Source organism: Streptomyces cadmiisoli (assembly GCF_003261055.1).
Lineage (GTDB): Bacteria > Actinomycetota > Actinomycetes > Streptomycetales > Streptomycetaceae > Streptomyces > Streptomyces cadmiisoli.
In genome coordinates this window covers 5,443,905-5,464,312 of the sequence record NZ_CP030073.1, presented here as the reverse complement: position 1 = coordinate 5,464,312, position 20,408 = coordinate 5,443,905, and the positions used below count along the sequence as shown (strand labels likewise).

The 20,408-nt window shown below is 72.3% G+C and carries 17 protein-coding genes and 1 other RNA gene; 6 read left to right on the top strand and 12 right to left on the bottom strand.

Annotation, left to right across the window (positions count from 1 at the left end; all coding sequences use genetic code 11):
• Positions 1 to 80 precede the first annotated feature (80 nt).
• Positions 81 to 1,061, bottom strand: a complete 981-nt coding sequence (locus DN051_RS23800) for an extracellular catalytic domain type 1 short-chain-length polyhydroxyalkanoate depolymerase (protein ID WP_053761666.1) — start codon at positions 1,059 to 1,061, stop codon at positions 81 to 83.
• A gap of 188 nt (positions 1,062 to 1,249) precedes the next feature.
• Between DN051_RS23800 and DN051_RS23795 the strand changes: the two genes are divergently transcribed.
• From DN051_RS23795 to DN051_RS23785, 3 genes are all read left to right on the top strand, one after another.
• Entirely contained in the window at positions 1,250 to 1,762 is a 513-nt protein-coding gene (locus DN051_RS23795) for a RipA family octameric membrane protein (RefSeq protein ID WP_112439461.1), read from the top strand.
• 127 nt (positions 1,763 to 1,889) lie between these two features.
• Complete coding sequence (locus DN051_RS23790) at positions 1,890 to 2,381, top strand: hypothetical protein (RefSeq protein WP_053761654.1); 492 nt, start codon at positions 1,890 to 1,892, stop codon at positions 2,379 to 2,381.
• Positions 2,382 to 2,509: 128 nt separating this feature from the next.
• Entirely contained in the window at positions 2,510 to 3,583 is a 1,074-nt protein-coding gene (locus DN051_RS23785) for a hypothetical protein (protein WP_112439460.1), read from the top strand.
• Positions 3,584 to 3,695: 112 nt separating this feature from the next.
• On the opposite strand, the gene ssrA is transcribed toward DN051_RS23785, so the two are convergent.
• From ssrA to ftsE, 5 genes are all read right to left on the bottom strand, one after another.
• Positions 3,696 to 4,064, bottom strand: a transfer-messenger RNA (tmRNA) gene (gene ssrA / locus DN051_RS23780).
• Between the two features lie 98 nt (positions 4,065 to 4,162).
• On the bottom strand, positions 4,163 to 4,642 hold the full coding sequence (smpB, locus tag DN051_RS23775) for an SsrA-binding protein SmpB (RefSeq protein ID WP_053761652.1): 480 nt from the start codon (positions 4,640 to 4,642) through the stop codon (positions 4,163 to 4,165).
• A gap of 62 nt (positions 4,643 to 4,704) precedes the next feature.
• Positions 4,705 to 5,868, bottom strand: coding sequence for a S41 family peptidase (locus tag DN051_RS23770; protein ID WP_199314657.1), 1,164 nt, complete (start codon positions 5,866 to 5,868; stop codon positions 4,705 to 4,707).
• A gap of 67 nt (positions 5,869 to 5,935) precedes the next feature.
• Positions 5,936 to 6,853 carry a permease-like cell division protein FtsX gene (gene ftsX, locus DN051_RS23765; RefSeq protein ID WP_112439459.1) on the bottom strand — a complete coding sequence of 306 codons (918 nt, stop codon included), beginning with the start codon at positions 6,851 to 6,853 and terminating at the stop codon, positions 5,936 to 5,938.
• Between the two features lie 39 nt (positions 6,854 to 6,892).
• Positions 6,893 to 7,582 (bottom strand): cell division ATP-binding protein FtsE, encoded by a 690-nt coding sequence (ftsE, locus tag DN051_RS23760; protein ID WP_053761649.1) that lies wholly within the window; start codon positions 7,580 to 7,582, stop codon positions 6,893 to 6,895.
• Between the two features lie 236 nt (positions 7,583 to 7,818).
• Here ftsE and DN051_RS23755 point away from each other — a divergent pair, with 236 nt between their 5' ends.
• Entirely contained in the window at positions 7,819 to 8,010 is a 192-nt protein-coding gene (locus tag DN051_RS23755) for a hypothetical protein (RefSeq protein WP_053761648.1), read from the top strand.
• Positions 8,011 to 8,141: 131 nt separating this feature from the next.
• Here the strand turns inward: DN051_RS23755 and DN051_RS23750 are convergent, their stop codons facing one another.
• From DN051_RS23750 to DN051_RS23735, 4 genes are all read right to left on the bottom strand, one after another.
• On the bottom strand, positions 8,142 to 8,738 hold the full coding sequence (locus DN051_RS23750) for an LPXTG cell wall anchor domain-containing protein (protein WP_053761647.1): 597 nt from the start codon (positions 8,736 to 8,738) through the stop codon (positions 8,142 to 8,144).
• A 319-nt stretch (positions 8,739 to 9,057) separates the two neighbouring features.
• A complete protein-coding gene (gene prfB, locus DN051_RS23745) occupies positions 9,058 to 10,164 on the bottom strand; it encodes a peptide chain release factor 2 (RefSeq protein ID WP_053761646.1) in 1,107 nt (368 codons plus the stop codon).
• Between the two features lie 105 nt (positions 10,165 to 10,269).
• On the bottom strand, positions 10,270 to 11,511 hold the full coding sequence (locus tag DN051_RS23740; RefSeq protein WP_053761645.1) for a serine/threonine-protein kinase: 1,242 nt from the start codon (positions 11,509 to 11,511) through the stop codon (positions 10,270 to 10,272).
• 74 nt (positions 11,512 to 11,585) lie between these two features.
• Positions 11,586 to 13,310 carry a serine/threonine-protein kinase gene (locus DN051_RS23735; RefSeq protein ID WP_112439458.1) on the bottom strand — a complete coding sequence of 575 codons (1,725 nt, stop codon included), beginning with the start codon at positions 13,308 to 13,310 and terminating at the stop codon, positions 11,586 to 11,588.
• A gap of 419 nt (positions 13,311 to 13,729) precedes the next feature.
• Between DN051_RS23735 and DN051_RS23730 the strand changes: the two genes are divergently transcribed.
• The gene (locus DN051_RS23730) at positions 13,730 to 17,206 is read left to right on the top strand and encodes an FHA domain-containing protein (RefSeq protein WP_053761643.1); all 3,477 of its coding nucleotides are present in this window, start codon (positions 13,730 to 13,732) and stop codon (positions 17,204 to 17,206) included.
• 179 nt (positions 17,207 to 17,385) lie between these two features.
• On the opposite strand, the gene DN051_RS45855 is transcribed toward DN051_RS23730, so the two are convergent.
• Together DN051_RS45855 and DN051_RS45850 are read right to left on the bottom strand one after the other, a co-directional pair.
• Positions 17,386 to 18,069: an IS630 family transposase gene (locus tag DN051_RS45855; protein ID WP_199314655.1), complete on the bottom strand. Its 684-nt coding sequence runs from the start codon at positions 18,067 to 18,069 to the stop codon at positions 17,386 to 17,388.
• On the bottom strand, positions 18,066 to 18,473 hold the full coding sequence (locus DN051_RS45850; protein ID WP_246040655.1) for a helix-turn-helix domain-containing protein: 408 nt from the start codon (positions 18,471 to 18,473) through the stop codon (positions 18,066 to 18,068). The genes DN051_RS45855 and DN051_RS45850 overlap by 4 nt, the downstream gene beginning before the upstream one ends.
• Positions 18,474 to 18,947: 474 nt before the next feature.
• On the opposite strand from DN051_RS45850, the gene DN051_RS23720 reads away from it, so the two are divergent.
• Positions 18,948 to 20,333: an ABC transporter substrate-binding protein gene (locus DN051_RS23720; RefSeq protein ID WP_053761642.1), complete on the top strand. Its 1,386-nt coding sequence runs from the start codon at positions 18,948 to 18,950 to the stop codon at positions 20,331 to 20,333.
• Positions 20,334 to 20,408: the final 75 nt, after the last annotated feature.

The following is a 20,408-nucleotide window of genomic DNA, read 5'->3' as shown; positions in this document are numbered from 1 at the left end:
ACCCCACGCTCACCGACCACCGGCCACCGGCCACCGGCCACCAGCCACCAGCCACCGGCCACCGGCCACCGGCCACCGGCTCAGCCGAGACCCCACCCCCGCCCGAGCCGGTACGCGGCGCACAGGTTCACGTCGAGGGCGTAGGCACCCGCCGTGCCGCACTGTTCGGCCCCGCTGCCGGGATCGACGGGCTGCCCGTGCCCCATCCCCGTCACGCTGTACGTCTCCACCACCGCGCGCCCGGCCGGATCCCGGAAGACCTGGTGCGGGTGGCCGGCGACCGTGTCGCTGACATCGGCCGTCCCGTCGGCGCCGTGCACATCGGTCCACTGCTCGGTCAGATCGGTCATGTTGACGGGCCGGACCGTGTAGTCGGCCGTGCCGTGGACGACGGCGAGGGTCGGCCAGGGACCGGCGTACCCGGGCCGTGCGGCGCGCACCCGGTCGCCCCACTGCTGCGGACTCTGCGTGGCACCGACGTACATGCACACGTACGGCGACCCGGCGGCCTGCGCGCACCCGTAGGGCAGCCCGGCGACCACCCCGCCGGCGGCGAACCGCTCCGGGTACGCCGCCATCATCACGGCGGTCATCGCGCCGCCCGCGGACAACCCCGTCACGTACACCCGCGCGGGATCGCCCGAGACGTCGGCGAGCTGCCGGTCGGTCATCTGCGCGATCGACGCGGCCTCGCCCTGGCCGCGCGCGGTGTCGCCGCTCTGGAACCAGTTGAAGCAGGAGGTGGCGTTGTTGGCGCTCTGCTGCTGCGGCAGCACCACGGAGAAACCCCACCGGTCGGCGAGCTGGAGCCAGCCGCTGCCGCCGCCGTACCCCGCGGCGTTCTGCGTGCACCCGTGCAGCACCACGACCACGGGCCGCCCGGCGGGAAGCCCGTCGGGCACGTACCGGAACATCTTCAGCGCCCCGGGATTGGTCCCGAACCCGGTGACCTCCTGAAGGGAAGCGGCAGCGGCTCTGCCCGGGGTGAGCAGGGAAGCGACCAGGGCGACCAGGAAAGCCGCCAGGACAGTGATGCGACGTACGGATCCGGTCTGTGTCATGAGGACGGACCGTAGAACCGTGAACCAACCGTCGACATAGAGCCGCAACCCACTTCCCGAACTCCGTTCATGGGTGCTCACCATGCGGCGCACCATGACCACAAGAGCCTTCCGGGGCTCCCGCGGTCGCCGACGCGCGTATGTTCTCGGAAGGTCCGACGACGGCGAGAACCACAGGGGGCTGCCGCATGGCCGAGATCGACGATGCGTTGTGGAACGAGGACATCGGCGCCGACGGATACCGGGACCCCGCTGCCGCCTATCACGCCGCGGTCTTCGAGCAGTACAAGCTGTGCGTGGAGATGGCCGACCGGGTCAGCGCCCGGCGCAATCTCGCCAACACCTTCTTCCTGACGCTGCACACCGCTCTGCTCGCCTTCCTCGGCGCCTGGTTCTCGCAGCGGCCACGGGGCAGCGTGCCCCTCGTCCTGGGCCTCGCGGCGCTGCTGGTCCTGCTGGGCATGTGCGCCACCTGGTGGTTCACCGTCCGCTCCTACCACCAGCTGGACAAGGGGAAGTTCGCGGTGATCGGAGCGCTGGAGAGGCGGTTGCCGGCCCGCACCTTCGTGGCCGCCGAGTGGCACGCGCTCGGCGAGGGCCGTGACTGGCGGGTCTATCTGCCCCTGAACCGGGTCGAGCGCTGGATCCCGCTCCTGTTCGGCGGAGCCTATGTGCTGGGCTTCTTCGGTACGGCGCTCTGAGAGGACCCGACCAGTGTGAGGACCACGGCTGCGCCCTGCGCCGTCGCCCCGTACCGGCCGGTCGGCCCGCTCATGTCACCGGTTACAGTGACGGGCACAACGCCCGAGGCCGAAGAGGGGAATGAGCGTGGTCACGGTCGCCGTCACCGGTCATATGGACCTGGCAGCCGAGGCCGCCGAGCCCGTGCGCACGGCCCTGCGTGAGCTGTTGGCCGACCTGCGCGACGACTCGCTCGTGGGCCGCACGTGCCTGGCCCGCGGAGCCGACACCCTCTTCGCCGAGGTGGTCCTGTCGCTCGGCGGCCGCCTGTCGGCGATCATCCCCTCCGCGGACTACCGGGAAGCGGTGGTCCGCCCCGAGGACCTCATCCGTTTCGACACCCTGCGGGAGGCCGCGGACGAGGTGGTGGTCATGCCGTACGAACACGCGGGACGCGAGGCGTACGAGGAGGCCAACCTCCGGCTGATCGAGGGCGCGGACCGGCTGCTGGCCGTGTGGGACGGCAGTGCGCCCACCGGTCGCGGGGGCGGCACGGCGGACACCGTGGCCACGGCCCGTACGGCCGGCCTGACCGTCGATGTCGTATGGCCTCCGGGTGCGTCCAGGTCCGGCGCCTGATCCTGCGTCCGCCGAAGGGCTTCTCCGGGAGGAAATGAGGAGAGTCCCGGGAGCGCGCCCACGGCGGACGGTGACCTCCTACTCTCGGACCGCACAGCGCAGCGGGCGAGACCTCGGGGGGCACCGGAATGAACGGGAATCCGTACTTCTTGAGGGACCGGGAGCTGTCCCCGCGTGGTGCGCAGAGCCGGACCAGAGGACGGACACTGCTCGTCACCGGCTGGGCCCTGCGGCTGCTGGGGTCGGCGCTGGGCGTGGCGGCCCTCGTGATCTTCCGGGCCGTGTTCAACGCCGACCGGCTGCCGGACGGGCTCACCCAGCCCTGGTGGTGGCTGGCGCTGCTGGGCAGCTTCGCCCTGCTGTACGCGGCGGCCTTCGTCTTCGGGGCGGGCCGCGGGCTCGTGGTGCGCGGCAAGCGGGACACCGCGGACCTCGTCGAGGGCTTCGGTCAACTGACGGGCACCCGGTACGTGCTGTACCTGCGGCCGTTCTCCCAGGACGAGGACATGGCCCGGCTGCCCGACGACGTGACGGGCGGCGGAGGCAACGAGTACTTCTTCCTGGTCTCGGGGCTGACGCACGAGGAGGCCCTGGTCCGGCGATTCCGGAAGCTGGGCCGGGTCATCGCGATCGGCATGCCGGGAGAGCCGCTTCCGCTGCCCGGCGCGGAACGCGCCTACCTGCCGCTCGACGACTGGAAGGACACCGTGAGCGGACTGATCGGCGGGGCGTACGTGGTGCTGCTGTCAGCGGGGCCGGGCCCAGGGACGGTGTGGGAGTTCACCGAGGCGGTGCGCCTGCTGCCGCCCGAACGACTGGTGTTGCTGACCTACTGCGATCCCGCCGCCTACGACCGCTTCCGGGCGGCCGTCAAGGAGGAATACGCGCGGCGGTCCCGGAGCGAGCCGGGGGCACCGGACACCGGTCACTGGCCGCCGCTGCCCGAGCTGCCGGACTTCCCTTCGCCGGCCAGGCCCGTGCGGCCCCGCTGGGAGGTGTGGCTGAACGGCGGCCGGAAGCGGCTGCGCTGGGACTTCGCGCTGAAGGGTCTGATCGTCTTCTCGCCGCGCTGGGACGCTTCCTTCATACGGTTCGATCCGACGTCGCTGCGCCTTCCGAGCGTCGTGACGCCGGGCCGTCTGGTCAGGCGCATGCTCGGGCCCGTGATGGAACGGCTGGCGGCGCTGCCCGACCGTTCCTGACGGCGGCCCGGTGTCCCCCTGTGACGCCTCATGACGCCCCATGACAAAGGCCCCGCCACCGAAGTGGCGGGGCCTTCGCCCACATGGGTGAGGAGGTCCGGGGACCTCCCGATCGTGGAGATGGCGGGAATCGAACCCGCGTCCAACGGTGCGGAATCAGGGCTTCTCCGTGTGCAGTCCGCTGCGCTTTTCTTGGCCCCGGAGATCACGCGAACAAGTCTCCGACGGGCCCAGTCACTGTTTGGTTTCCCTCTTCACCCCGTGACCGGGATCAAGGTTTAGTCCCCTAGCTGATGCCAGGATCCGGGTCGGGAACAGCCCCGGGCTGACACTTCGCAAGTCGCTACTTAGGCAGCGAGGGCGAAGGAATCGCGCTTGGTTTCGGCGATTATTTTTTTCGGCCTGTGGTTTACGAGATCATGGCCGCTTCCTCGACACGCTTCCCCTGCTTCGACATCCGCTGTCGAAACCGATCATCCCCATGTTGATTTTTCAAAACCCGCACCCGCTGTGGGGTGCAGGACCCATCGTACGTGAGCAACGGGGCCACGTGCCAGCGTATTCCCGGTGGCCCCGGGGTCACGCCCGCTGCCGCCGCCGTACCGCCGACATGGCCCGGTCGGCCTCGCGCCGGTCCTGCTTCTCCCGGAGCGTCTGCCGCTTGTCGTACTCCTTCTTGCCCTTGGCCAGCGCGATCTCCACCTTGGCGCGGCCGTCCTTGAAGTAGAGGGCGAGCGGCACGATGGTGTGCCCCGTCTCCCCCGACTTCGACTCCAGCTTGTCGATCTCCGCGCGGTGCAGCAGCAGCTTCCGCTTGCGCCGGGCGCTGTGGTTGGTCCAGGTGCCCTGGCTGTACTCCGGCACGTGCACGTTGTGCAGCCACGCCTCGTGCGCGTCCAGGTGAACGAAGCCGTCGACCAGGGAGGCGCGGCCCTGGCGCAGCGACTTCACCTCGGTCCCGGTGAGGACGAGTCCGGCCTCGTAGGTGTCGAGGATGAGGTAGTCGTGCCGGGCCTTCTTGTTCTGCGCGATCAGTTTGCGCCCTTTTTCCTTAGCCATAGTGCCGACCATTTTCGCACTACGGAGGGGGTGCGGGGGAAGTCGATTACCGCACGCGCGGGCTACTGCCCGAGGCCGGCCAGGACGGACTCCGCCCGCCGCAGCGCGTTGCGGTCGGCCTCCAGGTCGGGGGTGATGCCACGGCCGTCGACGCTGCGCCCGGCGGGGGTGCGGTAGTGCCCGACGGTCAGCTCGGCCACGGATCCGTCGGGCAGCCGGCTCGGCATCTGGACCGAGCCCTTGCCGAAGGTGCGGGAGCCCACGACGACCGCGCGGCCGCGGTCCTGAAGGGCGCCGGTGAGCAGCTCGGCCGCGCTCATCGTGCCGCCGTCGACGAGCGCGACCAGGGGTCGGGTGGTGTCGCCCGCGGCCTCGGCGTGCAGGGCCCGCTGCTCGCCGTCGATGTCGTAGGTGGCGACGAGGCCGCCGTCGAGGAAGGCGGAGGCGGCGGTGACGGCCTCGGTGACCAGGCCGCCGGAGTTGCCGCGCAGGTCGAGGATGATCCCGGCGGCCGCCGGGGCCCGCCGTACCGCGGTGCGGACGGTGTCGCCGGTGCCCTTGGTGAAAGCGGCGATCTTGATGGCGGTGACACCCGCGGAGAGCCTCCGGACCGACACGGAGTCGGTGGCGATGCGCGCCCGGAGCAGGGTCCGGGTCCACGCGCGTGTGCCGCGTTCCAGGCCGAGACGGACGGTGGAGCCGGCCGCCGCGTCCGTGGCGTCGCCGCGCAGTACGGAGACGACCTCGGTGACCGGGCGCCCGTCGGTCCGCTCGCCGTCGACGCTGCGCAGCCGGTCGCCCGCGCGGATCCCGGCCGCGGCGGCGGGCGAGCCGGGGGCCACCTCGGCCACCTGGATACGGCCGTCCCTCCCGCGCCTGGCCGACAGGCCGACGCCGGTGTACTCGCCGTCGAGCGACTCCTCGAACTCCTCGTACTCGCCCTCGGAGTAGACGGCGTCCCAGCGGTCCCCGCTGCGGCTGACCGCGCGCTCGGCCGCCTCCATGGGCGACTTTCCCTCGGCCGCGGCCTCGGCGGCGGCCGCCGCGACCTCGTCGGGGCGGGCGGCGGAGGCGGCGGTACGGGTGGCGCCCGGCTCGGGCCCGCGGTCCGACGTCGGCAGGGATCCGGTCGCGGCACCGGCCGCGAGCACGCCGGCGAACACCAATGTCAGGGCGGCCCCGCGGCGGACGCGGCGGGGCTGACAGAACGGGTCGGGGCCTGACATGCCGGTGAGTCTAGGACAACGCCGAGGGCCGTACGGGCGGTTGACCGTACGGCCCTCTTGGCATGCGTCACACCTTCAGGTACTTGCGCAGCGCGAAGAACGCGGCCAACGCGGGCATCAGCAGGCTGGTCGCGAGGATCAGCGGGAGCTTCGTCAGAACGGCGTCCCAGCCGATGAAGTTGATCAGGTTCAGCTTCTCGGACAGCGCCAGACCGTGATCGATGATGAAGTACCGCGCGATCACCAGGAACGCGCAGGCGACACCACCGCCGATGAGTCCGGCGACCGCGGCCTCCATGATGAACGGGGCCTGGATGTAGAAGCCGGAGGCGCCGACCAGGCGCATGATCCCGGTCTCCCGCCGGCGGCTGAACGCCGACACGCGCACCGTGTTGACGATCAGCATCAGGGCGACCACCAGCATCAGCGCCATGATCGCGCGCGCCGCCCAGTTCATGCCGTTCAGCAGTCCGAAGAGGTTGTCCAGGATGCCCTTCTGGTCCTGGACCGACTGGACGCCGTCCCGCCCGTTGAAGGCGGTCGCCATGACCTGGTACTTCTCCGGGTCCTTGAGCTTGATCCGGTACGACTCCTGCATCTGGTCGGGCGTGAGGGAGCTGGCCAGCGGGGAGTCGCCGAACTGCTCCTTGTAGTGCTTGTACGCCTGGTCCTGCGACTCGGTCGTCACGTTGTCGACCACCGACATCTTCTGGAGGTCGGTGAGGATCTGGTCCTTCTGCTCCTTGGTGACCGCGCCCTTGGCGCAGTTGGGGTCGGACTCGGCGTCGCTCTTGTTGCAGAGGAAGATCGAGACGTTGACCTTGTCGTACCAGTAGCCCTTCATCGTGTTCACCTGGTCGCTCATCAGCAGCGAGCCGCCGAACAGGGCCAGGGACAGGGCGACCGAGACGATGACGGCGAAGGTCATCGTCAGATTGCGGCGGAGACCGACACCGATCTCCGACAGAACGAACTGGGCGCGCATGGCGTCTGCTTCAAGCCTTTCCGTGGATCTCGCTGCTGGTCAGTGCTGGTAGCCGTAGACGCCGCGGGCCTGGTCGCGCACGAGGCGGCCCTTCTCCAGCTCGATGACGCGCTTGCGCATCTGGTCCACGATGTTCTGGTCGTGCGTCGCCATCACCACGGTGGTGCCCGTCCGGTTGATCCGGTCGAGCAGCTTCATGATGCCGACGGAGGTCTGCGGGTCGAGGTTGCCGGTGGGCTCGTCGGCGATCAGCAGCTTGGGCCGGTTGACGAAGGCCCGCGCGATGGCCACGCGCTGCTGCTCACCACCGGACAGCTCGCCCGGCATCCGGTCCTCCTTCCCGCCGAGCCCGACCAGGTCGAGCACCTGCGGAACGGACTTGCGGATCTCGCCGCGCGACTTGCCGATGACCTCCTGCGCGAACGCGACGTTCTCGCCGACCGTCTTGTTCGGCAGCAGCCGGAAGTCCTGGAACACCGTCCCCAACTGGCGTCGCATCTGCGGCACCTTCCAGTTGGAGAGGCGCGCGAGGTCCTTGCCCAGAACGTGCACCTGGCCGTGGCTGCACCGCTCCTCGCGGAGCACCAGCCGCAGGAAGGTCGACTTTCCGGAGCCGGAGGATCCCACGAGGAACACGAACTCGCCCTTCTCCACTTCCAGGGAGACGTCCCTGAGGGCGGGGCGGGTCTGCTTGGGGTAGACCTTGGAGACATTGTCGAATCGGATCACGGATGCACCACGCGTCGCCGGGGGTAGATGTGCGTGACCATACGCGAAGCGGGCGGCCCGGCGCAGGCACCGGTTCGGGTTGCGCGCTGGTTGTGCGTTTTGTCCGCACCCTGCGACCGCCGCTCCTCCGGCGCCCGCGCCCTTTGCGGAGGAACCTGGCACAGTGGAGGGGGAACGTTCGCGTTCCCGCAGGCGTTGTAGGGATGAATGTGTACCGGTGCCAGGAGGGCGAGCGCATGACGTACGACCGGCTGGTGTGCGCGAACTGTGCCGCGCCCGTGAGCGAGGGGCGCTGCCCGGTGTGCCGGGCCAACCGCGAGCGGCTCCAGCAGGAGAACCCGCTTGCCGCGCTGAACCCGATGACGCTGATCGCACTGCTCGCGGTGCTGATCGCGGCGGTGGCGCTGCTGGCGCACCAGACCGCCTGATCCCTCGGCCGGCCCGGTCGGGCGAACACGCACAGTCACTCAGGACGAACAGGCCGAAGGGCCCGGAGCAAGCGCTCCGGGCCCTTCGCCGTGCGTACGCTCCGTACGGCGGCGGCCACCGACGGCGAGCGTCAGGCGGCCGCACCCCCGCGACCGCCCGCGAGGCGCGGCAGGACACGGAAGCCGATACCGCCGGCGATCATCGTGGCGGCACCGATCACCAGGAAGGTGGTCTGCGTGGCACCGGTCTCGGCGAGCTCGTCGCCACCGCCCTGGGCGGTGGTGTCCGAGCCGGTGTCGGTGAGGGCCGAGGTGCCCTCGTTCTGGGCGGACTCACCGGAGCCGCCGTCGGGGTCGGTGTTGTTGCCGCCACCGTTGCCACCGCCGTTGCCGTTCTCACCGCCGTTGCCGGGGTCGTCGGTCGGGTCGGAGGTCGGGTCGTCCGTGGGCTCCTCGGTGGGCTCGGTCGGCTCCTCCGTGGGCTCGGTGGGCTCCTCGGTGGGCTCGGTCGGCTCCTCCGTGGGCTCCTCGGGGTCGGTCGGGATGACCGTCGGGTCATCGGTGGGGTCGGGCGAAGGGCTGGGCGACTCGTCGGCGCACAGAACGCCGAGCAGGCAGTCCTCGGACTCGGCGGCGGAGGCCGCGCCCGCGGCCGTCAGCGAGGCACCGGCGGCGATCACGGCACCGGCCGCGATGCGCGCGATCCGGATCCGCGTCTTCTTGGTCATGTGGTTGCTACCCCCAGTAGCTCATCGTCAGTGAGGCGGCGCTCGGGGGCCGTGATCAACGGGGACGGCTCTGTTTCAAACCCCCCGGTTCACATGCGCCCCAGAGATACGCATGCCACGCTTCACCCTTCCCATTTTTCAAAGCAACGTCAAGGCCGTTGCGGGCGCGATGTCCGGGTACGCGCTCTTTGCCGGTGGCCGAAGCCTGTGAGTGTGATGTAAAACCCAGACATCCAGGTACGCAAAAGGCAACTGCCGCCCCGAGGGCGGCAGTTGCCCGGTCGATCCGGTGCCGTATGCGCGTCGCCGCGCTGCCCGGCTACTTCTCCTGCTGCTTGCGCCAGCGAATCCCGGCCTCCAGGAAGCCGTCGATCTCACCGTTGAACACGGCCTCGGGGTTGCCGACTTCGAACTCCGTGCGCAGGTCCTTGACCATCTGGTACGGGTGCAGCACGTACGAACGCATCTGGTTGCCCCAGGAGTTGCCGCCGTCGCCCTTGAGGGCGTCCATCTTGGCCTGCTCCTCCTGGCGGCGCCGCTCCAGCAGCTTGGCCTGGAGGACGTTCATCGCCGTGGCCTTGTTCTGGATCTGCGAGCGCTCGTTCTGGCAGGAGACGACGATGCCGGTCGGCAGGTGCGTGATGCGCACCGCGGAGTCGGTGGTGTTGACGCCCTGGCCGCCGGGGCCGGAGGACCGGTAGACGTCGATGCGCAGCTCGGACTCGTCGATGTCGACGTGGTCGGACTGCTCGACGACGGGGAGCACCTCGACACCGGCGAAGGACGTCTGCCGGCGGCCCTGGTTGTCGAAGGGCGAGATGCGCACCAGACGGTGGGTGCCCTGCTCGACGGAGAGGGTGCCGTAGGCGTACGGCACCTTCACGGCGAAGGTGGTGGACTTGATGCCCGCCTCCTCCGCGTACGAGGTCTCGTACACCTCGGTCTTGTAGCCGCGCTGCTCGGCCCAGCGCAGATACATCCGCTGGAGCCGCTCGGCGAAGTCGGCGGCGTCCACGCCGCCCGCCTCGGCGCGGATGTTCACGAGCGCTTCCCGGGAGTCGTACTCGCCGCTGAGGAGCGTCCGCACCTCCATCTCGTCGAGGGCCTTGCGGACGGCGGCCAGCTCGGACTCCGCCTCGGCGCGGGTGTCCGGGTCGTCCTCCTCCTCGGCCATCTCGAACAGCACGGAGAGGTCGTCGATCCGCCCGCGCAGCGCCTCCGTCTTCCTGACCTCGGCCTGGAGGTGGGACAGCTTGCTGGTGATCTTCTGCGCCTCGTCCGGGTTGTCCCACAGGGACGGCGCTGCCGCCTGCTCCTCGAGCACGGCGATCTCCGCCCTCAACCTGTCCAGGTCCAGAACGGCCTCGATCGACTCCATGGTCGAGGAGAGGGACTTGAGCTCTTCGGATACATCGACAACTGCCACGCTCCCAGCGTAACGGCTCCGCCGGGCGACCAGCGCCGGGTGCGTACGCGGTGCCGGGGCGCCGGCGCGGGGCCGGTGATCGTCATCGCGCGGCGGTCGCCGGGGTCACGGTGCCGAGGGGGCCGAGTTCCCGCTGTCCGGGGGCTCGGCGCCCGCCCCGTCGCCGGAAGTGGCCGCCCAGGTGCCGATGCCCGCCGCCGCCACGAGCGCCACCGCCGCCGCGCCCAGGGCGACCCTGCGGCGCCGCGCGGTCGCCCGGTGCCGGGCGGAGCCGGGGCGGGGGGCTCCCGCGGCCCTGGGCGCCCGGGCCGTGCCCCGGGCGCCGCCGGCCAGCTCGTCCGGCGCCGGGACCCGCATCGAGGTGTGCGTGTCGCGGTTGGAGTCGGGCTTCGCGCCGGGCACCAGGGGGACCGCGCCGCGCCGGGCCCGGACGGGCGTCTCGGGCTGCGCCGCCCCGGACGCCGCCTCGGACATCTCGTCCGGCGCCTCCGCGTCGGGCTCGTCCACGTCCAGCGGCGGCATGCCCGCGAGCTCCGGCAGCTGCTCCCGCAGCCGGGCGGCCAGCTCCGAGGCGCGCAGCCGGGACGCCGGCCCCTTCGCCAGGCACTGCACGATCAGCTGCCACAACTCGTCGGGGATGCCGGGGAGGGGGACGACCGTCTCCGTCACATGCCGGCGCAGCACCGCGCCCGGGTGTCCGCCGCCGAACGGCGTGAAACCCGCGAGCAGCTCGTACAGGACGGTCGCCAGCGCGTAGATGTCCACCGCGGCCCGCGGCGGCAGGCCCTCCACGATCTCCGGGGCCAGGTAGTCCGGGGTGCCGATGATCTTCGTGGCTCGGGTGCGCCGCGGCGAATCGATCAGCTTCGCGACCCCGAAGTCCGTCAGCAGCGCGCGGTGCGAGCCGCCGGGCCCGAGCGGTCCCTGCATGTCCAGCAGGATGTTCTCCGGCTTCACGTCCCGGTGCACGACGCCCGCCGCGTGCGCCGCTGCCAGGCCCTCCGCCACGTCGGCCACGATCGCGACCGCCGCCTCCGGCGCCAGGCGCCGCTCGCGCTCCAGCCGGGTGCGCAGGTCCGTGCCCCTGACCAGGTCCATCACGAGTGCGAGGTCGTTGCCGTCCACGACCAGGTCGCGGACGGAGACGACGTTGGGGTGCTCCAGGCCGAGCAGCGCCGTGCGCTCCTGCACGAAGCGCCCGACGAGCTCCTGATCGGAGGAGAGATCCTCGCGCAGCAACTTGATGGCGACGGGCCCGTCGGGCCCCTCACCCAGCCACACCGTGCCGGCGCTGCCCCGTCCGAGGATCTGGTTCGCGGTGTACCGGCTGCCGATCTTCCGTGCCAAGACTGCTCCTACCGACGCGTGTTGTCGCCAAAACTACGCGTCCGGAGAGCCAACCTTCACCGCGGAGGCGGAAATCACCCACTGGGTGTCGACAAATCCCCAGGCCCGTTGTCCGCGGTGGACTCCCCGCCCAGGTCGCCGATCCAGCCCGTGACCGTGGTGAACCAGTCCGTCAGCTGCTCCCAGTAGCCCTTGCCCGTGCCGATCCAGCCCTGGAGCGGGCTCAGTTCCCAGATCAGCCATCCCGCGACGAACAGGATGACGATCGTGAACAGGCACCCCTTCAGACAGCCCAGCCCGGGGATCCGCATCGGGTTGGCGCTGCGCTGCCTCGGCTGCCGCGGCTCACGCGCCGGCCGCTGGGGCTCGGGCGTGGGCGCGGGCGCGTACCGCTGGGGCTGGTGGTGCTGCGGCGGCGGGGCGTACTGCTGGGGCTGGTGCTGCTGCGGGTGGCCGTACCCGGGCGGCGGGCCCTGCGGCTGGCGCTGCTGCGAGCGCTGCGGCGGGCGCGGCGGCTGCTGTTGCTGTTGCTGTTGCTGGGAGCGGGCGGCCTGCCGCTGCGGACGGCGGCGCAGCGGGTCCTCGCCGGGGTCGAGGTACTGCACCTGCGTCTGCTCGTTGCGGTCGCGGGCCGCGCGCAGCTGCGACTGCCAGGGGTGCGGCTGGTCGGGCTGGCCGCCCGGCTGGTGCGGGGGCACCGGCGGCATCACGGCGGTCGGGTCGGCGGCGCCGGTGTTCGGCAGGACGGCGGTGGGGTCGGCGGCACCCGCGGGGCCCGCGGTGTGCGGCAGCACGCTCGTCGCGCCGTTCGGGTCGTACGACGCCGATCCGTGCGGGAGCACCTGGGTCGGGTCGGCCGCACCGGGTGTGCCGGGCACGGGCGCGGGGGCCGGGTCGGGCGCGAGGAGGGCGGCGACGCTCTCGGCCGCGGCGATCTGCGCGGAGTTGGCGTGCACGCCGACGCCCTCGGCGACGACCCGCAGGGCGCGCGCGAGGTTCACTGCGCTGGGCCGCCGCTCGGGGCTCTTGCTCAGGCAGCGCTCCATGACCGTCCACAGCGGTTCGGGAACGGTGGAGGGGCGGCGCGGCTCGGCGCTCAGATGCTGGTGCAGCACCTCCAGGGCGGAACCGCCGGAGAACGGCGGACGGCCGGTGACCAGCTCGTACAGCAGGATGCCGGCGCCGTAGATGTCGACGGCGGAGGTCTGCGGGCGGCCCTCGGCGGACTCCGGCGCCACGTACGCGGGCGTGCCGACGAACTCCTGGGTGCGGGTGAGGCCGGGCGAATCCGCCAGCCGGGCGATGCCGAAGTCGGTCAGCATCGGATGCATCTGGCCGCCGTCCTGCATGAGCAGGACGTTCGCCGGCTTCAGGTCGCGGTGGACCACGCCGTCGGCGTGGCTGGCGGCCAGCGCGTCGGCGATCTGCGCGGTGAGCAGCGCCGCGGCGACGGGCGTGAGGGGGCCGTTCTCCCGCAGATAGCGATGCAGGTCGGGGCCGTCGACGAGGTCCATGACGAGGGCGAGCAGATCGCCCTCGACGACCAGGTCGCGGACCCGCACGATGTTCGGGTGCGTGAGCCGCAGCAGCACGGACCGCTCGCGCAGGAACCGCATCACGATGTCGGGGTCGCCGGCCAGCTCCTCCTTGAGGACCTTGATCGCGACGGTCTCGCCGGGCTGTCCGGGCACAGCTGCCTCGGCGCCCGCGGTCTCCCGCTGGCGGGCTCGCCAGACGGTGCCCGTGGCGCCGCGTCCGAGCGGCTCCTCGAGCAGGTACTTGCTGCCTACCGGCCGCACGTCATGCGCTCCCTGCTGCTTGCTGCTGCTTGCTTGCGTGTTTCCGGACCACTGTAGTGCCGCATCGCGGGGTACCGGGTGGTCGTCCGCGCATGCGGCCCACGGACGGGTTCCCGTACATGTTCGAAGGAAAGACGCTCGACTCGGTCCCGTTGGTTGCCGGACCAGGACGTGACTGATCTCAAGAGGGGCACAATCGATCACGCACGGGACACTGGTCAGGCACTTTTGCGGGCAGAGCCGACCAATCAAGATCATTTGCTGACCGGTGGCGGGCGCATTGTCGTCGGCAGGTGCGAGGATGCCTCCAGTACTGGCCGACGTGCTCGTGTGGTGGTGGGGGAAGTCCGCGGTGGGGGACCGCGGGGCGGCCTCGGCTCCGTCCGCGGGCGCCCGCGCAGAAGGGACCGCTGACGGCGATGCAGATCCGGCTGACCGTCGTAGACCCGATCGGCCCGCCGACGCCCGCGGAGGCACGCGGCCGGGCCGTGAGCCGCGACGTGCTGGTCACGGCCCCCGCCGGCACGGCCCTGTCGGCGGTCGCCTCGGCGCTGGCCTCGGCGGTCTCCGGAGACGGCGGCGCCATCGCGCCGACCGTCGTGCTGTACGCGGGCGCGGAGCGCCTCGACCCCCAGCGCTGCACCCTGGGCGAGCCCCCGCTGCTCGACGGCGCCGTGCTCTGCCTGGGCGCCCCGGCCGAACCCGAACCGCATCCGGAGACGGACGGCGCCCCGGCCCGCCTCGACGTGATCGCCGGCCCCGACGCCGGCGGCGTGCACCTGCTGCACGGCGGACAGGTCCGCGTCGGCCGCTCCGCCGACGCCGACGTGCCGCTCGACGACCCCGACGTCTCCCGGCTGCACTGCGCGGTCACGCTCGACGCCGACGGCCGCGTCACGGTCGCCGACCTCGGCTCCACCAACGGCACCACACTGGACGGCGCCCGCGTCGGCACCCGCGACGTCCGCTTCACCCCGGGCGTCCTGCTGCGGATCGGCGAGTCGACCCTGCGGCTGGCCCCGGCCGGGGGACCGGGCGCGCGGATACGGACGACACCGGACGGCGAGGGGCACGCACGCGTGTCCCCCACGCCGGACGAGACCCACACGCGCGCGGACGTCCCCTCGGACGGGACCCGGCACGCGTACGGTTCGGCGGACCCGGGGGCGCCGGACGCGGGCGGGCCCGCGACCGCGGGCCGGACGGAGCCGCCGGGCGGCGCCGTGCCCGCCGACCGGTACGCGCCGGGCGCGCCCGGCGGACGCGCGACCGACCCGTCGACCCCCGCTCCGGACGGCCGTCCGCTCCCCGACTCCTCGGCTGCGCCCGGCGGCAGGGAGCACAGTCCCGCGGAGACCCCCCTCGTACCGGAGCAGGCCGGTGCGCCGCGGATCGAGCAGGATCCGGCGCCCCGGCCGCGGGCACGCCCCCACCCGGGCAACGGCCCCTCCGGCGACACCCATGTGGGGCACCCCGGACCGGGGCACCTCGACGCCGAGCCGCCGGACGAGGGCCGCCGCGAGGGCACCCCGCTGCGGGGCGTCGACGTACCGCAGGGCGTGCGCAAGCGTGGTCTCACCGCCTGGGCGCGGCGGCTGACCGGCGGGCGCGCCGAGCAGGGGCCGTCGGGGCGCGGGAATTTCGCCCCGGTACCGGCGGGTGGCGCGGGCGGGCCCAGCGCCCGGCCGGCGGCACCCGAGACCTGGCCCGACCCGGCGACGCTGCTGCTGACGGCCCTGGGGCCGGGGCCGCGGCTGTGGGAACGCGGGCCGGGCCATCCGGAAGCACTCGCCGTGCGGCTCGGCACCGCCGACCGGACGGCGCCCGACGGCTCCGGACTGCTGCCCGCGGTGCCGGTCACCGCCGACCTCCGGGAGGCCGGGTCCCTGGGCCTGGCCGGGCCGCGCCCGCGGCTGGCGGGGCTGGCGCGCGCGGTGCTGGCCCAGCTCGCCGCGCTGCACTCACCCGACTCGCTGGAGATCGTGCTGATCAGCACGGACCGCTCGCGCTCACTGGAGGATCGCACCGCGGAGTGGTCCTGGCTGGGCTGGCTTCCCCATGTCCGCCCGGCGCACGGCCAGGACTGCCGTCTGCTGCTGGCCCACGACCGCGAACAGGCCGCGGCCCGCACCGACGAACTCCTGCGCCGTCTGGAGGACCACCTCGCCGACCGGTCGGGCGGCGCCCCGGCCCACGGCTCCGCGCACCCGGCGGACACCCGTCCGCAGGGCCGCGGCGCCGAGGGGGCCGACGCCGCACGGACCGGCGGCACCGATCCCGCCCGCCCTTCGTGGGCGGCCGTGGAGGACGGCGCGCGGGACGAACGGTCCGGCGGCTTCCCCGGCCCGTACACCGTGCTCGTGGTGGACGGCGACCCGGGCGGCGCAGGACTGCGGGACGCGGTCGCGCGGCTGGTCGTGGAGGGCCCGCGGGCCGGGATCCATGTGGTGTGCCTGGCCGAGACGGAACCGGCCTCACCCGCGTCACCGGTGACCGACACGTACGAAGCGGCCTGCGCGGTGGCGCCCGCGTTCCGGGAGTGCGGGGCCGTGGCGCTGCTGAGCGGGGACGTGGCGACGGCCTTGCGGCTGCTGCGGGTCGCCCGGGCGGGGACCTCGCACGGCGAGGGACCGGGACCGGTCGGACACGGCACCGTGGCCTCCGTGGACGCCGTCTCCCCCGCGTGGGCCGAGCGGTTCGCGCGGGCGCTCGCACCGCTGCGGACGGACGCCTCCGGCGAGCGGCACGCACGCGTGTCGGCGCCGCTGCCGCAGGCGGCCCGGCTGCTGGACGAGTTGGGGCTGGCCCGCGCCACCCCGGCGTCGCTGATGGCCCGCTGGGCGGACGCGGCGGACGACACCGAGGCGCTCGGCGGCCGGGCGTGCGCCGTGCTCGGGGCGGGGCCGCGCGGCCCGGTCGGGGTGGACCTCGTCGCGGACGGCCCGCATCTGCTGGTCGAGGGACCGCCCGGCAGCGGGCGTACGGAACTGCTGCGGGCCGTAGTCGCCTCGCTCGCCGCGGCCGAGCGGCCGGACCGGCTGAGCGTGGTCCTGATGGACGGCCGCGACGGCATCAGCGCGGGCCGCGGGCAGGGCGACGGCCTGCGCGTCTGCCTGGACATCCCGCACGTCACCACCTACCTCCTCGCCAACGACCCCGTGCGAATGCGGGAGTTCGCCCAGTCCCTGACCGCCGAACTGAAGCGGCGCGCGGAGTTGCTCGGCCGGTCGGACTTCGCCGACTGGCACACCGGCCGCGAGGTGTCGGGCCGGATGGTCGCCCAGCGCTCGGCGAGCCCGGCCGGTGCCGGGGACCTGGACACCCCGCCCAGCACCACCCTGCGGCTGCGGCCGGCGGAGCCCCGGCCCACCGAGGCGGCGCCGCCGCTGCCCCGGCTCGTGGTGGTGGTCGACGACCTGGACGCGTTGGTGTCGCCACCGCTGGGCGCGCCGGGCCGGCCCGCGGCCGGTTCCGTGGTGCGCGCGCTGGAGGCCGTGGCCCGCGAGGGCGAGCGGCTCGGCGTGCACCTGGTGACCGCGGCGGGCCCGGGAGGCCGTACGGCCGAGACGGAGCCGGCGCGCCTCTCCGCCCTCCGCGTGATCCTCGACGCGCCCGCCCCGGGTCCGGACGAACCGGCGCCGGGCCGCGGGCGGCTCACCCGGGCCGACGGCCGGGCCACGCCCTTCCAGGGCGGCCGGGTCACGGGGCGCATCCCGCGCACCGCGACACTGCGGCCGACGGTCGTCCCCCTGGAGTGGCACCGGATGGGCGACCCTCCGACCCGCCGTCCGGTACGGGAGTTGGGGAACGGGCCGACGGACCTGGCGCTGCTGGCGAGCGCGCTGGAGCGGGCGGCACGCGAAGTCTGCGCACCCGAGGTGCCGTCACTCCTCTAGTGCCGTGGCAGGCAACGTTCGCCCGTCAAGGAGCGGCGTCCGGTGCGTGCTCTCGGTGTGCCGGCCAAAAGTCCTCGTACTGGACGTACTTGGACTCTCGGCCGGTGCGGCGAGAGTACGTGCCGGGCGTCGCGACGGGGCGAACGTTGCCTGCCACGGCACTAGTGGACTGTCGCGGCTTAATTTCGCTGTGTGGTTGGGTAGAGGTGGCGTAGTTTCACGCGTGCGTCGTCGGTGGTGAAGTGCCAGTCGACTTGGCGCTGGTTGCTGTTGGTGTGCTGCTGCCAGGCGGCGAGTTCGGTGTTGAGCACGGTGAGGTCGTTGATGCGGCGGTCCAGGCACTGGCGGGTGAGCGCGGAAAGCTCGATCTCGGCGATGTTGAGCCAGGACCCGTGTTTGGGGGTGTGGTGGATCTCCAGGCGCTGGGCCAGCGCGAAGGCCTTTGCCGGGTCGAACGCCTCGTAGAGCGAGGCGGTGGTGTGGGTGTTGAGGTTGTCCATCACCAGCACGACCGTGGCGGCGTCGGGATAGTCCACGGTCAGCAGGTGTTCGACCTGGTGCGCCCAGTCGACCCTGGTCCGGCGGGACTGCGCGTCCACGCGCCGCCATCCGCGCAGCGGCTCGACCCAGCAGAAGATCGAGCAGGTCCCCGAGCGGACGTACTCGTTGTCCTCGCGCCGGTCACGGCCCGGCCTCGCGGGAAGCGGATCGCGGACGTGGCCGAGCAGCTGGTACGGCTTCTCGTCCATGCACACCACGGGGCGCGCCGGGTCGAAGGGTCGGCGGTAGACCGCCAGGACGTCCTCCATCGCCGCGGCGAAGGCCGCGTTCGCGGCCGGCGGGATGGTCCAGCACTTCTTCACGTGAGGGCGCAGTTCCGTTTTTTTAAGACCCGCCCGATCGTGGAGTGGTCCAGATCCGGGATGTCCTCAGCCAGCGCGACGTGCTTCTCCAGCAGGCGCAGCGACCAGCGGGCGTGTCCTTCGGGCGGCTTCGAGCAGGCCAGCGCAATCAGCCTTGCCTCGACCTCGCCGGTCACCGAGGAGGGCACCGGCGGCAGTGCGCGTTCCTTCCGGCCGACCGTGGCCCACACATCGCCCCCGGTCTCCGCGTACCGCTTCGAGATCAGGCGGACCGAATCGCACGAGACCCCGACCCGCTCCGCGATCACCGCCCGCGGAGCGACCTCACCGGCCGAGGTGTCCAACGCGAGCAGCACCCGCGCCCGCCTGATCATCGACGCGCTGCGGACCCCCGTCGTCGTCACACGCTCCAACGCCCGACGGTCTTCGGCACTCAAGACAACCGGATACTTCTTCTGCGAGGACACGGCACCCCTGCCCGGCCGAACGGAAGCATCAAGCGAAGCCTGCCCGACCCCAACTCCGTACGCCACAACGACACTTAGTCGCGACAGTCTACTAGTGCCGCCCGCCCGAGGTGACGCCCGGCGCCCGACAGCCGGTCGCCTCGGGCGGTGTTGCGTCCGCGCCTGGCGCGGCGGGAAGCCGGGAGGCGGAATTCGTGTGCGCCACCGGCGCATCCGCGGGCGACCGTGTGCGCGTCTCCGGGCGGTCCGCCCGGCGCCGAGGCGCTCGCGCGGCCGACTCCTAGTCACGACGCGGTCACGATCACCCTCTTGACACCGTACGCGCTCTTGCCGACCCCACCCACCCGGCGTAGACCGGAGCCCACGGGACAGCGCCAGCACGTTCGACGAGGAACGAAGAACGGGGCCGTCATGCACAGCAGGAGTCACACCACCAGCCGGACATCGACACGCAGGGCCGCTCGGGCCGCCGCCGCGGCACTCGCGGGAGCGCTCGCCTTCTCGCTCACCGCCTGCGGAGGCGACGACGACAGCGGCGGAAACGAAGGCGGCGGCGGGAACGAGACCGCCGAGACCGTCACCCTCCCCGAACTGGACGGCGAGACCCTGGAGGTCGCCGCCGTCTGGACCGGCCCGGAGCAGGCCAACTTCAAGAAGGTCCTGGCCGAGTTCGAGAAGCGCACGGGCGCCAAGGTCACCTTCGTCCCCGCACAGGACCCGATCATCAACTTCCTCGGCTCGAAGATCGCGGGCGGCGCGCCGCCGGACATCGCGATGCTCCCCCAGGTCGGCGCCATCCAGCAGGCCGTCGACAAGGGCTGGGCCAAGCCGCTCGGAGCCGAGGTCCAGGAGCAGCTGACCAAGAACTACTCCCAGGGCTGGCAGGACCTCGGCACGGTCGACGGCAAGCAGTACGGCGTCTACTACAAGGCCGCCAACAAGTCGCTGATCTGGTACAACGCACAGGTCTTCGAGAACGCGGGCGCCGAGGAGCCCAAGACCTGGGACGACCTGCTCGGCACCGCGCAGACCGTCTACGACTCCGGTGTCACCCCGTTCTCGATCGGCGGCGCGGACGGCTGGACGCTGACCGACTGGTTCGAGAACGTCTACCTCTCGCAGGCGGGCCCGGAGAAGTACGACCAGCTCGCCAAGCACGAGATCAAGTGGACGGATCCCTCCGTCACGGAGGCGCTGACCACGCTCGCGGAGATCTGGGGCAAGAAGGACTACATCGCGGGCGGCGCGTCGGGCGCCCTCCAGACGGAGTTCCCGGCCTCGGTGACGCAGACCTTCACGGGCGGCGACCAGCCGAAGGCCGGCATGGTCTACGAGGGCGACTTCGTGCAGGTCAACATCGCGGAGACGGACGCGGAGGTGGGCACGGACGCCAAGGTGTTCGCGTTCCCGGCGGTCGGCGACACCGCGCCGGTGGTCTCCGGCGGTGACGCCGCCGTCATCCTGGAGGACTCCGAGGCGGCGCAGGCGCTGGCCACCTTCCTGGCCTCCCCGGACGCGGCGGCGATCCAGGCGAAGCTCGGCGGATACCTGTCGCCGAACAAGAACGTGGACGCGTCGGCGTATCCGAACGAGGTCCAGCGGGCGATGGCCAAGTCGCTGGTCGCGGCCGGCGACGACTTCCGCTTCGACATGTCCGACCAGGCCCCGCAGGCCTTCGGCGGCACCCCCGGCAAGGGCGAGTGGAAGGCACTCCAGGACTTCCTGAAGAACCCCGAGGACATCGAGGGAACGCAGGAACAGCTGGAGGCCGACGCGGCCGCGGCCTACGGGAACTAGCCGACGATGGCGTCCGAATCACCGGCAGGGGTGCCGGCGAAGGCTCCGGTACCCCCTGCCGCTCCCGGGAATCGC